Origin of the sequence: Pseudomonas sp. BT76 TE3572, from assembly GCF_050435365.1 — a bacterium.
Classification (GTDB): domain Bacteria; phylum Pseudomonadota; class Gammaproteobacteria; order Pseudomonadales; family Pseudomonadaceae; genus Aquipseudomonas; species Aquipseudomonas fluorescens_W.
Map to the genome: position 1 here is coordinate 6534770 of NZ_JBNDKE010000001.1, position 14893 is coordinate 6549662.

Annotated in this window: 16 protein-coding genes; 10 read left to right on the forward strand and 6 right to left on the reverse strand. The window is 55.3% G+C overall.

Annotation, left to right across the window (positions count from 1 at the left end; genetic code table 11):
• Positions 1 to 2: 2 nt before the first annotated feature.
• From ABH912_RS29870 to ABH912_RS29885, 4 genes are all read right to left on the reverse strand, one after another.
• A complete protein-coding gene (locus ABH912_RS29870; RefSeq protein WP_033055785.1) occupies positions 3 to 1286 on the reverse strand; it encodes a nucleotide sugar dehydrogenase in 1284 nt (427 codons plus the stop codon).
• 31 nt (positions 1287 to 1317) lie between these two features.
• Positions 1318 to 3264, reverse strand: a complete 1947-nt coding sequence (asnB, locus tag ABH912_RS29875; protein ID WP_033055784.1) for an asparagine synthase (glutamine-hydrolyzing) — start codon at positions 3262 to 3264, stop codon at positions 1318 to 1320.
• Positions 3265 to 3283: 19 nt separating this feature from the next.
• Entirely contained in the window at positions 3284 to 3619 is a 336-nt protein-coding gene (locus ABH912_RS29880; RefSeq protein WP_429512456.1) for a hypothetical protein, read from the reverse strand.
• Positions 3620 to 3769: 150 nt separating this feature from the next.
• Positions 3770 to 4117 (reverse strand): hypothetical protein, encoded by a 348-nt coding sequence (locus tag ABH912_RS29885; RefSeq protein WP_429512458.1) that lies wholly within the window; start codon positions 4115 to 4117, stop codon positions 3770 to 3772.
• A gap of 436 nt (positions 4118 to 4553) precedes the next feature.
• Between ABH912_RS29885 and ABH912_RS29890 the strand changes: the two genes are divergently transcribed.
• The 8 genes from ABH912_RS29890 to fabF all read left to right on the forward strand — a co-directional run bounded on the left by ABH912_RS29890 (position 4554) and on the right by fabF (position 12382).
• Positions 4554 to 4805: a hypothetical protein gene (locus ABH912_RS29890; RefSeq protein ID WP_429512459.1), complete on the forward strand. Its 252-nt coding sequence runs from the start codon at positions 4554 to 4556 to the stop codon at positions 4803 to 4805.
• A gap of 123 nt (positions 4806 to 4928) precedes the next feature.
• A complete protein-coding gene (locus tag ABH912_RS29895; protein WP_033055780.1) occupies positions 4929 to 5525 on the forward strand; it encodes a sugar transferase in 597 nt (198 codons plus the stop codon).
• Entirely contained in the window at positions 5522 to 6139 is a 618-nt protein-coding gene (locus tag ABH912_RS29900; RefSeq protein ID WP_429512461.1) for an acetyltransferase, read from the forward strand. Before ABH912_RS29895 ends, ABH912_RS29900 begins: the two co-directional genes overlap by 4 nt.
• Before the next feature lie 99 nt (positions 6140 to 6238).
• A complete protein-coding gene (locus ABH912_RS29905; RefSeq protein ID WP_033055777.1) occupies positions 6239 to 7417 on the forward strand; it encodes a DegT/DnrJ/EryC1/StrS family aminotransferase in 1179 nt (392 codons plus the stop codon).
• Positions 7418 to 7632: 215 nt separating this feature from the next.
• The gene (locus ABH912_RS29910) at positions 7633 to 9627 is read left to right on the forward strand and encodes a polysaccharide biosynthesis protein (RefSeq protein ID WP_429512464.1); all 1995 of its coding nucleotides are present in this window, start codon (positions 7633 to 7635) and stop codon (positions 9625 to 9627) included.
• A 112-nt stretch (positions 9628 to 9739) separates the two neighbouring features.
• On the forward strand, positions 9740 to 10075 hold the full coding sequence (locus tag ABH912_RS29915) for a ComEA family DNA-binding protein (RefSeq protein ID WP_429512466.1): 336 nt from the start codon (positions 9740 to 9742) through the stop codon (positions 10073 to 10075).
• A gap of 205 nt (positions 10076 to 10280) precedes the next feature.
• Positions 10281 to 11075, forward strand: a complete 795-nt coding sequence (locus tag ABH912_RS29920; protein WP_429512468.1) for an SDR family NAD(P)-dependent oxidoreductase — start codon at positions 10281 to 10283, stop codon at positions 11073 to 11075.
• Positions 11076 to 11107: 32 nt separating this feature from the next.
• A complete protein-coding gene (gene fabF, locus ABH912_RS29925; protein WP_429512470.1) occupies positions 11108 to 12382 on the forward strand; it encodes a beta-ketoacyl-ACP synthase II in 1275 nt (424 codons plus the stop codon).
• Here the strand turns inward: fabF and ABH912_RS29930 are convergent.
• The gene (locus tag ABH912_RS29930; protein WP_429512472.1) at positions 12379 to 12936 is read right to left on the reverse strand and encodes a TetR/AcrR family transcriptional regulator; all 558 of its coding nucleotides are present in this window, start codon (positions 12934 to 12936) and stop codon (positions 12379 to 12381) included. The two genes, fabF and ABH912_RS29930, sit on opposite strands and share 4 nt — an antisense overlap.
• Positions 12937 to 13112: 176 nt before the next feature.
• On the opposite strand from ABH912_RS29930, the gene ABH912_RS29935 reads away from it, so the two are divergent.
• Both ABH912_RS29935 and ABH912_RS29940 read left to right on the forward strand, forming a co-directional pair.
• A complete protein-coding gene (locus tag ABH912_RS29935; RefSeq protein ID WP_046057107.1) occupies positions 13113 to 13766 on the forward strand; it encodes a GntR family transcriptional regulator in 654 nt (217 codons plus the stop codon).
• A 15-nt stretch (positions 13767 to 13781) separates the two neighbouring features.
• Positions 13782 to 14633: an urea carboxylase-associated family protein gene (locus tag ABH912_RS29940; RefSeq protein ID WP_033055768.1), complete on the forward strand. Its 852-nt coding sequence runs from the start codon at positions 13782 to 13784 to the stop codon at positions 14631 to 14633.
• A 43-nt stretch (positions 14634 to 14676) separates the two neighbouring features.
• On the opposite strand, the gene ABH912_RS29945 is transcribed toward ABH912_RS29940, so the two are convergent.
• Positions 14677 to 14844: a DUF2897 family protein gene (locus ABH912_RS29945; RefSeq protein WP_082459029.1), complete on the reverse strand. Its 168-nt coding sequence runs from the start codon at positions 14842 to 14844 to the stop codon at positions 14677 to 14679.
• Positions 14845 to 14893 lie beyond the last annotated feature (49 nt).

Genomic DNA, 14893 nt, shown 5'->3' on the forward strand with positions numbered 1-14893 from the left:
CATTAAAGGCGCCAGAAACGCGCTCCGGCACTTTGCAGCGCAGGACCGTCGCAAATACCTTTGACATCGATGACAACCGGGGCGGTGTGCATTAGCTTCAGGTATTCATCGTTTGTCCAGCGCGCATAAGCATCGTGTGCGACGGCAATCACAACTGCAGCGGCAGGCTGGAGTTCGTCGAGCTTGAGCAGCGAGACACCATATTCGTGCAGGGCTTCTGCAGCCTCGGCTTCTGGGTCGAAGACTTGTACCTTGACACCGAAGTCCTCGAGTTCACGAATGATGTCAATAACGCGAGAGTTGCGCAGATCAGGGCAGTTCTCTTTGAAGGTCAATCCAAGCACGGTGACTACGGCGCCAGCAATCGGATGGCCGGCATGGATCATTTGCTTGATCGTTTGCTGGGCAATAAAAGCCCCCATGCTGTCATTGATGCGACGACCAGCAAGAATTACCTGGGGGATGTAGCCAAGCTTCTCGGCCTTGTGGGTTAGATAGTAAGGATCCACGCCAATGCAATGTCCGCCTACCAGCCCTGGCTTGAATTTCAGGAAGTTCCACTTGGTGCCTGCCGCTTCCAGGACGTCGAGAGTGTCGATGTCCATACGGTCGAAGATCAGTGCGAGCTCATTCATCAGGGCGATGTTCAGATCGCGCTGTGTGTTTTCGATTACTTTGGCGGCTTCGGCTACTTTGATGGAAGCAGCTTTGTAAACGCCGGCCGTGACCACGGAGCTGTACACGTCTGCCACGATTTCAAGTGTGGCGGCGTCCTGTCCGGATACCACCTTTTTGATCTTGGTGAACGTGTGCTCTTTATCACCCGGGTTAATGCGCTCCGGGCTGTAACCAACAGTGAAGTCGATGCCGCATTTTAATCCCGATACGCGTTCGAGGATTGGCACGCAGATGTCCTCTGTCACACCAGGGTAAACAGTCGATTCATACACCACAATATCGCCCTGCTTGAGCGCTTTACCAACCGTTTCGGAGGCCTTGAGTACCGGGGTCAGGTCCGGTTGGTGGGCGTCATCAATCGGCGTGGGCACGGCGACGATATGGAAGTCCGCCTGAGCAAGAACTTCGGTCTTGCTGGTGAATTCAATCTGCGTCTGCAACAGCTCTTCGCGGGTGATTTCATTTGTGCGGTCTTGTCCCGCGCGTAGTTCCTGCAGGCGGCTTTCGTTAATGTCGAATCCGATTACAGGCCCGTGTTTGCCAAATGCCACTGCCACAGGCAGGCCTACATAGCCCAGCCCGACCACTGATATCTTTCTGAGATACATGGATTTTCCTCTAATAAATGAAATCTTTTATTCAGATGGCTGGTTTTCGATCGAGCCATGCTTGGAACATCAGCACAGGCCAAAGCTTATGCTGGTTGTTTTCCTGTCCTCGAAGGTGTCTTTCCCAGATGGCCCGGATTGGGCCAGGTGCGAAATAACCTTCGCTTGCCAATCTTTGTGGGTCCAACAAGGACTCAGCCCAGTCACGCAATGGGCCGCGGAGCCAATCGTGTAACGGGATACCGAAGCCCATTTTAGGGCGCTCGATAAGTTCTCGTGGAACGTAGCGATAGAGTAGCTGGCGCAGAATCCACTTGGTGCTGCCGTTGCGTACTTTGAGCGACATCGGCAATGCTGACGCGAATTCGACGATCCGATGGTCCAGGAACGGAACGCGGGTTTCCAGACTGACCGCCATTGCTGCGCGATCCACTTTGGCCAGTATGTCGTCAGGCAGGTAGGTCAGCGTGTCCTGGCGCATCATCCAGGAGGCGAAATCACTGTCCCCAACGGACGCCGCGTTGGGCATACGGTTTGCGCCAATGACTACGTCGCTCGCATTTGGCCACTGTGAAACCACGCGATCATACATTAAGCCAGGAGAGTCGTGTCGCATGACGCTGGCGAGTTTGTGGAGCTTGTCTCCAGGTAGTCTGACGCGAAGACTGGTCGGGGTAATCGGCGTTAATCCGCTAGCGATGGAGTCCCAGAGACTTGGGGAGGCACACTCAATCATTCGCGCGGCCAGCCTGCGGGCAGGTCCGGGTACACGACTGAGATTGCGCCAGACATTAGGCAGGAACTGATAGCGATTGTATCCGCCGAACAATTCATCACCCGCATCGCCAGACAGGCTCACAGTAACCTGGCTGCGCGCCAACTGAGAAACGAGATAAGTCGGGATCTGTGATGAGTCGGCGAATGGTTCGCCGTAGATGTAGGGTAATTTCGGTATTACGTTCAGCGCGTCGTCGCCTGAAACGTAGAGTTCGGTGTGGTCGGTGCCGAGATGACGGGCCACTGCTTTTGCGTGCTCGGCCTCGTTGTAACCAGGATTGTCGAAGCCGATGGTAAAGGTCTTGACCTGCTGGGAGGATAGCGATTGCATCAAGCCGACGATCAGGCTTGAGTCTATGCCTCCAGACAGGAATGCGCCGAGGGGCACATCGGCCATCATTTGCTCGCTGATTGTTGTGCGCATCAGCTCGTCAAGTTGGTCGATCGCCTCTGCGTCGGAAATCGCTGGTCGGCTCCCGGGTTGTACGACAGGCAGCTCCCAATAGGTCTGCGGCACTCCAATGGTGCCACTCTCCAGTGCGGCACGATCGAGATCGATCCATGTGCCGGGCGGCAATTTGTGAATGCCTTCATAAATGGAATGTGGCGATGGCACGTACGCATACTTCAGGAGCAGAGCGAGGCTGTCGCGCGAAACTTCCGCGTCAAAGCTTGGGTGCGCATCGAGTGACTGCAGCTCCGAGGCGAAGAGCAGCGCGCCTTTCTTCAGGCCGTAATAGAGTGGTTTTTCACCAATCCGGTCACGCGCAAGAGTGAGGGTTTCGCGAGTGCGGTCCCATACCGCCAGCGCGAACATACCGACCAGCCTGCTTAAGGTTTCTTTGATGCCCCAATGTTCGAATGCCGCCAGCATCACCTCGGTGTCCGAGTGGCCGCGCCACGGCAGTGGGCTCCGGTGTGCCGCATCGAGCGACTTGCGCAGTGCCTGGAAATTGTAAATCTCACCGTTGAAGACAATGACATAGCGACCGGTTGGCGATGCCATTGGCTGGTGCCCAGCTGAAGACAGGTCGACAATCGCCAGTCGACGGTGGCCAAGAAACAAGCCGGCGCCGTTGTGCCAGGCGCCAGAGTCATCGGGGCCGCGGTGGAGAATGGCGTTGGTCATGCGGGTGAGGACTGTTGGCCCGTCGTACCTGCCTTGGCTGTTAGGGTGCCAGAACCCAGCAATACCGCACATGGAGCAATCTCGTTGTAAATTAGTTGGGCTGAGGCTTTTCGCGCGAGGTAGTGAAACTGCCATTCTTGACCGCTAGCGCGCAAATGATCATATACAGATTGAATACGAACTGGCGGAGCATGAAGTGCTCTCTGGAGAAAATCATCAGGACGATCAGCACTGCCAGCGAATAAGGGTATCTGGCTCGATACGCTGTGACCAGAAGCCATAGATACAAGGCGCCAATCAACAACACTCCCACGATACCGGCCTGGGTCAGCATCTCGAAGCCAAGGTTGTGGGCTTCCTGCTTGTTTTCCTGATCGTCAAAATAGGAAAACGCGCCTGGACTGTAGGCGGATTTGTATTTACCCAAGGTTCAGCGCCGTCGGCATGACTGACATAAATGGATATGAACTCGGTTGCGAACACTTGCAGGAGAGCAACTCCAATGATTGGCGCCGCCTGTCGGTAGGGGGTGGTCACCAGGGACCACGACACAGGAGGGGCGCGGCGTTCTGTTTCTCTATTTGCGCAAAAACAGCCACAGAATAAAGTAGTAGGGGATCTTTCTAAATACAAAGGTGGCCAGTCCCACTCGATCTGGTGTGTCGTGGTGGCAACCATCGCTGCCGTAAAGAAGCGACTTAATTGGATACATAATTGAAATTGTACGTAGCCAAAGCGCCCTGCCCGTAGCACGTTCAACCTGTTTCAATTCAATAACCGTGTTGCACTCAGTGCCTGCAACGGACATCCATAATCTTGGGGGCCGATGTAATGAATAAGGATTGGGATAATCAAAATGTTTAACAGGAAACTCGGGCCATTGGCTGAATACAGCGCAAGGAATTTTTTTCAGCAAGATTTTCAATCTCATTTCCCTATGCCGACTACGTAAAATTATCAACGTTCCGGTTTCCATCTGGAAATGGTCTGGATCGCAAATCATGTTGTGATCTATGGAGCATTGGAAGAGTTTTTTCTTGCTTGACTGTCATCTATGTGCGTGCCGGCGATCGCCGGGCAGGGCTCCAAGATCTTGGAGGATCCGCGCGTGGCCGCTAGCAGTAAGGCAACATGGTTTTGATGGTGTGGGATGATACTGGATAGAGCTGTTCTGGCAAGTGGCATGAGTCGGTGTCGGCCTTTCAGGCCGCATGCATGGAGGGGGGCATCGGCATAATCGATACGGTCGGGTGGGTGTCTGCATTCAAGGGATCAAGAAAATCGGTGACTGAAGCGGGCCAGCATGGACAGTGTCGACTGGTGAGGTGGCCGGATTCACCGCTTGACGCGGGAAATGATGGTTGTCAAAATTTCTCGCTTTTTTTTTGTGGACATCTTCCGATCGTCTGGGCGAAGGTGCAGGAAGTGGCTTGACGAGTCCGGCAATTGGTTTGACTCGCGGTTCTGTCGGTAATATTGAAGTCGAGAGTTATCGGTTCGATTTTTGTCGCTATCGCGGCATCCTGCTCGCGGAATCCGATTTCGATTACTGTGCTTGCTTTTGGGAATATGATGCCTATGACCACTTAGATTATCGCTATCGGTGGTTGTAAATGGTGAATCGACGTGCCTTGTACGAGAAGCAGCGTTGTGGCCACTCGATGGGAAGAGACTCAGTCGTAGGCATATTCGGCATTGGTTCCTAGTGCTCATCCAATCAACATTCGGGTCAATAAATGTTCAAGCGGTTCATAGACATAAGCGCTTCATTGTGCGCACTTATACTTCTGGCGCCAGTGATGGCTATCGTCGCCTGGAATATCCGCAAAAAGCTTGGTTCGCCGGTTCTTTTCAGGCAGGTTCGCCCTGGGCGCGGTGGCAAACCTTTCGAGATGGTGAAGTTTCGGACAATGCGCGACGCGGTAGATGCCGACGGCACTCTGCTGGCCGATTCGGAGCGAATGACCCCATTCGGAAGCTTTCTCCGTGCCAGCAGCCTGGATGAGTTGCCAGAGCTATGGAATGTCCTTAAAGGAGACATGAGTCTGGTGGGGCCTCGGCCATTGCTGATGGAGTATCTGCCGCTGTATAGCCCGGAACAGAACCGTCGTCATGATGTACGACCCGGTGTGACCGGTTGGGCCCAGATTAATGGTCGCAATGCTTTGAGTTGGGACGAAAAGTTCAAGCTGGATGTTTGGTATGTCGATAACCAATCCTTGCGTCTTGATCTCAAGGTCATTTTCATGACAGTGAAGAAGGTGGTTGTCAAAGAGGGCATCAGCGCAGACGGTGAAGCCACCATGTCCAAATTCACCGGAAGTAAGCAATGAAAAAACTGGCTGTTCTCGGGGCAAGCGGGCACGGGAAAGTCGTGGCCGATACAGCGCAGTGTTGTGGTTGGGACCAGGTCGACTTTTATGATGATGCATGGCCAAGCTGCGAGCGCAATGGCAGTTGGCTCGTGGTGGGGGACTCAGCGGCCATGTACACTCGACTGCGGGACTATCAAGGTGTTGTGGTGGCCATTGGCAATAACGCCGTTCGGCACAGGAAGCTCACTGCACTGATCGACGCATCGGCTCCTGTTGTGGCATTGATACATCCAATGGCGGTCGTTAGTCAATATGCCAGCATTGGTCCCGGCTCGGTTGTTTTTGCTGGGGTCGTGGTCAATGCCGACACCAAAGTTGGACTTGGAGCAATCCTCAATACCGGTTGCAGTGTCGACCATGATTGCGTTTTAGGGACCGCTGTTCATGTCAGCCCAGGCGCCAGATTGGCCGGTGCTGTTAGCGTAGGAGACCGGAGCTGGGTCGGAATAGGTGCCAGTGTCAAGCAGTTGGTCAGGATCGGTAGTGATGTCGTTGTCGGGGCTGGCGCTGCGGTGGTGAGCAACGTACCTGATGGCGCAGTGGTTGTTGGTGTGCCGGCCAGGGCTATCTAAAGGCTCAAGCAGATGTCGACTTCGCTGGAAACCATGGTCGAACTGTATGTAAATGCGTTATTTTTCTGAATTTCCATCTTTAAATAGTGGGTATGGGCTGTGTTGAACTCTCCTTTTTCTCCTTGGCCTTCTTTTTCCGAAGAAGAAGCCAACGCAGTACGTGACGTCATTCTTTCCAACAAAGTCAATTACTGGACCGGGCAGGAATGTCGTGAGTTCGAGAAAGAGTTCGCTGCATGGAGCGGAACTCATCATGCAATCGCCTTGGCCAACGGTACCGTTGCCCTGGATCTCGCGTTTCAGGCGCTGGGCATCGGAGTGGGTGACGAGGTCATCGTGACATCCCGAACTTTCCTTGCCTCGGTGTCCAGCATCGTTAATGCTGGTGCGGTGCCTGTTTTTGCCGATGTGGACCCTGACTCGCAGAACATCACTGCGCAGACCATCGCCGCAGTACTGACACCGCGTACCCGCGCAATTGTCTGTGTTCATCTCGCCGGCTGGCCTTGCGACATGGACCCGATCATGGCCCTCGCCGAGAAGCATGATCTCAAGGTAATTGAAGATTGTGCCCAAGCCCATGGCGCGAAGTACAAAGGGCGTTCGGTCGGCTCGATTGGGCATGTCAGTGCATGGTCGTTCTGCCAAGACAAGATAATGACCACGGGTGGCGAAGGCGGAATGGTCACGACTAATGATCGTGATTTGTGGTCGAGCATGTGGTCTTACAAGGATCATGGCAAGAGCTGGGAAGCCGTATACGAAAGAGAGCACGCCCCCGGTTTTCGTTGGTTGCACGAAAGTTTTGGTACTAACTGGCGGATGCTGGAAGCGCAAGGCGTATTGGGGCGTATTCAACTGCGACGCATGGAGCAGTGGCAGGAAGTGCGTTTGGCCAATGCCCGAAGAATCTGGGATACCGCGGATCAATTAATCGGTTTGCGAGTGCCAGTCATTCCTGCGGATTGCGTGCATGCCGCTTACAAGTGCTACGTATTCGTCGAGCCCAAGGCATTGAAAGCAGATTGGACCCGGGACCGCATTCTCAATGAAATTGCTGCGCGTGGAGTTCCCTGTTTTTCAGGTTCGTGTTCTGAGGTCTATTTGGAGAAGGCATTCGATAATACGCCATGGCGACCGGCGGAGCGTCTGCCGGTCGCCAAGGAGTTGGGTGAAACAAGTTTGATGTTCATGGTGCATCCGACACTGACATCCTCGGAAATTGACAAGACGTGTCAGGTTTTGCGTGACGTCATGCAGGAAGCGGTAGCCGGTTGAGCGTTGAATCACACCTATTGTTATACGGAGCTTGTCTGGAATCGTGAGACTTGTTTAAAGCGAAAGCGCTTTCAAGAGCAGCGCCGTTCAGGATGAATCTGCGGCAGACATAATTTGAATAGAGGCCGGACCGCAATAGCGTATCTTTTGACTTGGCGTTGGTGGTCTTGAGAGTGCTATTCGGTTCAAGAACGGTCCATGTTTACGAGGGAATTATGGAAAACGCACGAGCATTCTTGCTAGGGCTATCGCGCAGAAAAAAACGGATGATTCAGGTCGCTTGCGACGTGCTGCTGGTCTGGCTTGCACTATGGATGGCATTTCTCGTGCGCCTTGGCATTGATGATCTGGTCAATCCCTTGGAAGCGCAACGCTGGCTGTTTATCAGTGCTCCGATTGTGGCAATTCCCTTGTTTGTCCGGTTTGGTATGTATCGTGCTGTGATGCGTTATTTTGGGAACGATGCACTGATCGCTATCATCAAGGCTGTCAGCCTTTCTTCGTTGTTACTCGCGGTTGTCGTTTATTGGTATAGCAATCATGATCCGGTCGTTCCTCGGTCGATCATTTTCAACTATTGGTGGCTGAGCCTGGTATTGATTGGTGGGTTGCGTTTGGCCATGCGCCAATACTTTTTGGGCGACTGGTTTACTGCTGCTCAACATGTGCCCTTCACCAATCGGAATGACGGCTTGCCGAAAGTGGCGATTTACGGAGCGGGGTCTGCCGGTAATCAATTGGCAGTAGCTTTGCGAATGGGCCGTCTGATGCGCCCGGTAGCGTTTATCGATGATGACCGTAGTATTGCCCACAGGGTTATTTCCGGGCTGCAGGTTTATACACCAAAGCATATTCAACAGATGATTGACGAGACGGGCGCGCAGGAGATTTTACTGGCGGTGCCCTCGGCAACCCGAGCCAGGCGCCGAGAGATACTCAATTTTCTAGAAGCCTTCCCGTTACACGTGCGTAGCGTTCCTGGCTTCATGGACTTGGCCAGCGGGCGGGTCAAGGTTGACGATATTCAGGAAGTGGACATTGCCGATTTGCTTGGTCGCGATACAGTGCCGGCACAAGGCGATTTGCTTGAGCATTGCATCAAGGGGCAGTCAGTTCTGGTCACGGGTGCGGGCGGGTCCATCGGCTCAGAGCTATGTCGTCAGATCCTGTCGTTGCACCCGACTACGCTTTTGTTGTTCGAACATAGCGAATTTAATCTCTACAGTATTCTGTCGGAGCTGGAGCAACGAATTACTCGTGAGTCCCTGTCCGTGCGTCTGTTACCAATCCTCGGATCAGTGCGCAATCAGGACAAGCTGATGGACGTGATGAAGACTTGGCATGTAGATACTGTTTATCACGCCGCTGCTTACAAGCATGTACCAATGGTTGAGCATAATATCGCCGAAGGTGTGCTGAATAATGTGATTGGCACGTTGAATACGGCGCAGGCCGCGCTTCAAGCCGGAGTGTCTAACTTCGTGCTGATTTCCACGGACAAGGCTGTTCGTCCTACGAATGTGATGGGGAGCACCAAACGCCTGGCTGAGTTGACGTTGCAGGCATTGAGTCGAGAACCGGCGCCAGTGATGTTTGGTGACAAGACCAATGTATCCCGGGTCAATAAAACTCGGTTCACGATGGTGCGCTTCGGTAATGTGCTCGGGTCTTCCGGTTCGGTCATCCCGTTGTTTCACAAACAGATCAAATCGGGTGGGCCGTTGACAGTCACTCATCCCAAAATCACCCGCTATTTCATGACCATTCCGGAAGCTGCACAGTTGGTGATTCAGGCCGGTTCAATGGGGCAGGGGGGGGATGTGTTTGTGCTGGATATGGGGGAGCCTGTCAAAATTGTCGAGCTTGCCGAGAAGATGATTCATCTTTCCGGCTTTAGTGTGCGATCGGAAAAAACTCCGCACGGCGATATCTCCATTGAGTTCACGGGGCTTCGTCCAGGCGAAAAGCTTTACGAAGAGTTGCTGATTGGAGATAACGTAGCGGCAACGCAGCACCCGATGATCATGACTGCAAACGAAGACTATTTAAACTGGGACGTGCTCAAGGTAAGGCTGAGTGAATTGTTATCGGCTGTTGAGCGCGATGAATATTCTCAGGTGCGTCAGCTCCTGCGCGAAACCGTCAGCGGCTACACCCCCGACGGCGAAATCGTTGACTGGATCTACCAGCAACGTCGCCTCGAACCCTGATTGTTTCACATCCTGTAACGGACACATTTTTGACAGACTCCAGACATCGCCTAAGTTTGGAAGGCAGCTTCGGAAAAGCTGCTTTCTCAATCGATGTCATGGAGCTTCATTTATGCGTACTGGCTATTTCTACTCTCTGGTTTTTGCCCTGCTCACCAGCGCCTCTATTGCTGCCATTGCTGCGCCGACGGCCAAGCCCGAGGCTGGCAATGCACCCTTGGTGCTGGAAGTTTCTCCCAAGGCACAGTCCGACAAGGTCGATCTGAATCAGGCCGATGCGCCAACCCTTCAGCGCGAGTTATCCGGTGTGGGTGAGGCCAAGGCCAAGGCGATTGTTACCTATCGTGAGAGTAATGGGCCGTTTGCGTCCGTGGACGAGCTGCTCGAAGTGAAGGGAATCGGTAAAGCGATTCTGGATAAGAATCGCGAGAAGCTTGAGGTGAACTAAGCTTATACGTCAGCGCCAGGGGCCGGTCATTGATCGGCCTTTTTGCTTTCTGGCGAATGCTGTGATGGTGCGCCTTTCATCGATACGTGAAAAATTACGGCTATCATATGCGCCTAAAATTATGCCTATAATAAATTGGTTTCCGACAAGCGTTCTGTACCTCAGGCGCTTGTCTTTCCCTTAGGCATCTCCCAGGAGCACAGTCATGAACTCTGTCCAGTCCCAAGGTACGGCCCTCGTCACCGGTGCTTCTTCCGGTATCGGTGCGATTTACGCTGAGCGGTTGGCGGCGCGTGGTTTTGATTTGTTATTGGTCGCCCGTGATCAAGAGCGGCTGGAAGCGACGGCGAGCAAGTTGCGCGCCGAGCATGGTGTTCAGGTCGAGGTGCTCAAGGCGGATCTGACGCAAAAGGATGATGTGCTGAAACTTGAACAGCGTCTTCGCAGCGATTCGAGTATCAGCCTGCTGCTGAACAACGCCGGTATTGCAGCGGATGGCTTGTTGGCCAATGCCGACATGGATCAGATGGAGCGCTTGATTCAACTGAACGTGACAACAGTCACGCGACTGGCGTCGGCAGCAGCCACCAGTTTTGCCAAGGCGGGTCGGGGGACGATCATCAATATCGGGTCAGTGGTGGCGTTGTTTCCCGAGCGCTTTAACGCGACTTACAGCGCCAGCAAGGCTTATGTGTTAAGTCTGACGCAGTCGTTGAACGCTGAACTGGAGGGCACTGGGGTCAAGGTTCAGGCCGTGTTGCCAGGCGTCACACGCACCGAAATCTGGGAGCGCTCAGGTATCGACGCTAGCCAGATTCCGGCGGAAATGGTCATGGAAGCCGGGGATATGGTTGATGCGGCGTTGTCGGGTCTGGACCAGGGTGAGTTGATCACCATTCCTTCGTTGCCGGATGCGGCCGATTGGGATGCCTTCGTTGCGGCGCGTTTGGTAATGGCGCCGAATCTTTCCAAAAGTAAGGCCGCCGCGCGTTACACGTGAGGCGTCATGAATCGGCTTGAGGTATTTGCGGTATGAGTGATCGTCGAGTGGTTGTAACGGGCATGGGCCTGGTGTCTCCATTGGGTTCTGGCGTCGAAGCCGTTTGGTCGCGTCTGTTGGCCGGGCGTTCCGGGTTGCGCAATTTACCGGACGAGGTGGTTGCCGATTTGCCGGCCAAGGTCGGGGGCGCAGTGCCGACGCTGGCTGACGATCCCGAGGCGGGTTTTGATCCGGATCGGGCGACGGCGCCCAAAGAGCAGAAGAAGATGGACCGCTTCATTATGTTCGCCATGGAAGCGGCGCGTCAGGCGCTGGAGCAGGCCGGTTGGCAAGCGGCGGACGCCAATGCCCAGGAGCGTACGGCAACCATTATCGGTTCCGGCGTGGGTGGTTTCGGTGCGATAGCGGATGCGGTGCGCACCACGGACAGCCGTGGGCCGCGACGCCTCTCGCCGTTCACCATTCCTTCATTTCTGGTCAACCTCGCCGCAGGTCATGTGTCGATCCAGCACGGTTTCAAGGGACCATTGGGTGCTCCGGTGACGGCTTGCGCGGCCGGGGTGCAGGCGATTGGTGATGCGGCGCGGCTGATTCGTTGTGGCGAGGCGGACATCGCGGTATGTGGCGGCGCGGAAGCGGCGATCGATCGCGTCAGTCTCGCCGGGTTTGCTGCTGCTCGCGCCTTGTCCAGTGGTTACAACGACACCCCGGAACGTGCCTCGCGGCCGTTCGACATTGACCGCGATGGCTTCGTCATGGGCGAGGGCGCTGGCCTTCTGGTGATCGAATCCCTGGAGCATGCCCTGGCCCGCGGTGCTCAACCGCTGGCGGAACTGGTCGGTTATGGCACCAGTGCCGACGCCTATCACCTGACGGCGGGTCCCGAGGATGGCAGCGGTGCGCGACGGGCGATGTCGCTGGCATTGGCCCAGGCAGGCATTTCACCGGCGCAGGTGCAGCATCTCAATGCTCACGCAACCTCGACCCCGGTAGGGGACCTGGGCGAGTTGGCGGCCATCAAGGCGTTGTTCGGCACGGATAACAAAATCGCCGTGACATCGACCAAATCGGCTACCGGGCATTTGCTCGGTGCAGCGGGTGGTATCGAGGCGATCTTCACGTTGTTGGCGATTCGCGATCAGGTCGTGCCGGCCACCCTCAATTTCGACAACCCGGACCCCGCCGCCCAAGGCGTGGACATCGTCCACGGTCAGGCGCGGCCGATGGCCATCGAATACGCGCTGTCCAATGGCTTCGGGTTTGGTGGGGTGAATGCCAGCGTGTTGTTCAAACGCTGGGAGGGTTAGTCCCGGGACTGTTTGAGATAGGCGCGAGTCACGTCGAGAATCCGCTGAGCCAGCTCGGGATTCTCGACACTGCGTGACAGCAGTAAAGCCCCGACCAGCGTCGACATGATGACGACGCTGGCGTCGGCAGCGTTGTCGCCTTCAAGAGTGCCTTGCACTTGTTCGAGCCGTGCGTTGAGTACCACGTCAGTGGTCGGGCTTTGCTGCCCGCGCAGGCCGAGTTCCGATGACATGGTCGGCAACGGGCAACCCTCATCGGGTGAAGTCTGGTGCCATTCGGACAAATAGGTGTCGATGAACGCTTCCAGCGGACGATCCTGAGCGAAGAGCTCGGCGCAAATGATGTCGACCTGCTCGCCGGCGGCTTGCAACGCCTTTTCCACCAGTTCGTCTTTGGACTTGAAATGCGAGTAGAAACCACCGTGAGTCAGGCCCAGTGCTTTCATCAGCGGTTGCAGACCTGTCGCGCCAATGCCATCGCGGCGAAAGCGCGCTGACGCTTCCTTGATGATGCGTTGGTGGGTCTGGGCTTTATGGTCCTGCGAGTAACGCATCGGGGATCTCCGCAACAATGCGCCATATTAACCAATGAAAATGGGATGGTGATTGTACTTCTACTTCTAAAAAGCATGCAGATGCGTCGATCTTGGTAGAACGTCGTTTCAACAAGTGGCACGAATAGTGATTACTCATTACCTGACGATTGTTGAACAATCACGAGGCAATGAGTATGAACAGCGGACTGTCCCTGGCCGACCACATCACACTTGAGTTGCGCGCCGACATCATTGGCGGTCGTTTGCTGCCCGGTATGGCATTGGTGGAAAACGATCTGGTGTCTGCCTACAACGCATCCCGCAATACCATTCGCGAAGCGCTGCATCGTCTGGGGCAGGAAGGTCTGACCCGTTATGTGCGCAACAAAGGCGTGATGGTGCGCCGGCTGGGCGTCGAGGACGTGCGAGATCTGTTCAAGGTCAGGCGCACCCTGGAGTTGCAGGCCATCAGCGCGAGTCAGCCGCTGCGCGACTATCAATCCGACCGGATGCTCGAAGCCCTGGAAGCCACCGAGCTTGCCCGCGAACGCGAGGACTGGCGCGCCGTCGGCACCCACAGCCTGGCCTTTCATCAACACATCGTCGGATTGCTGCGCAGTCCGTTGTTCGACGAGTTCTTCACCAACGTCGTCGCGCAATTGCGCCTTGTGTTTTGCACCGCTCCCGATGAATCACGTTTTCAGGCGCCCTGGCTGGCGCGCGACCGGCAGATCCACGAGTTGTTGGCCGAGGGCGACAAACGCGCGGCCGAGGACGCCATGAGCCTGTATCTCGACGATTCCGAACACCTCCTGTTGCAAATGCTTGCTCCAGTTTCCCATCACTGATCGAGGATTCGTGCCATGTACAAAGACTATCCGGCGGCCTATCAAGTCAGCAAAGGCTCAGCCTTGCAGGTGGACAAAGCCTTCTACGAACGGATCCGCGATGAGAAGGAGGGACGCACGTTAATTGAGGAGTTCGAGGTGCCGATCCGCACCGGTCGCGCCTGGAAGGTGCCGGCCGGGCATGTGTTCCGCGTGACCACCCCCGTCGGCCCGCAAGTCGGGGATTTCAACGTGTGGAATGCCAACGATCCACGGGAGCGTTTGTGGGCGGCACGGACCCGTCAGTTACAGGGTGCACACGTCAGCACCCATGACCGGCTCTGGTCGAACCTGCCTTTTCTGCGGCCGCTGGTGACCATCACCGATGACAGCCTGGCCGGTTACGGGATCGATGAACATGGCGGTCGCTTGCACGATTTGCTCGGCACCCGCTGCGACCCTTATGTGAACAAAATGCTCACCGGCGAAGATTTCCATCATCACTGCCATTCGAATCTGACCCGTGCGGTGCTGCCTCATGGGCTGTCCGAGTTCGACGTGCATGACGTGCTGAACATCTTCCAGTGCACGGGCCTGAACCACGACGACATGTACTTCATGAAAGCCTGTCCTGCGCAGAAGGGCGATTATCTGGAGTTTTTTGCCGAAATCGATCTGCTCTGTGCGCTTTCGACCTGCCCGGGCGGCGATCTGTCGCTGGCCATGTGGGGGCCGGATGCGCAGGATCCGCTAAGCGTGTGCCGCCCGCTCGGGGTGGAGATTTATCGGTTGGAGGAATCGTTGCTTGAGGGCTGGAGCCAGCCGGAACGCGCGGCATACAAAGGGTTACATGGCTTGCACATCGCCAAGGCGGATTGGGAGAAGTAAAACGCAAAACCCTGTCATTCAATGAGAATGACAGGGTTTTGTTTTAGCGGTCCTGCGCATCCTTGGAATCCGCTTCGGCGTTGCGTTCAGCGACGCGTTTGCGTTGCTCCTCGGTCAGTTCGACCTTGTTGGCGGTGTCACGCAACATCATCAAACCACCAACGATCGAGCCGATTGCAACGATCAGAATCAACCAGGCATACCAGGGCATAGGGCTCTCCTTGAGGGCAGGCCGATTGGCGGGTTTTGCCAATCGATCG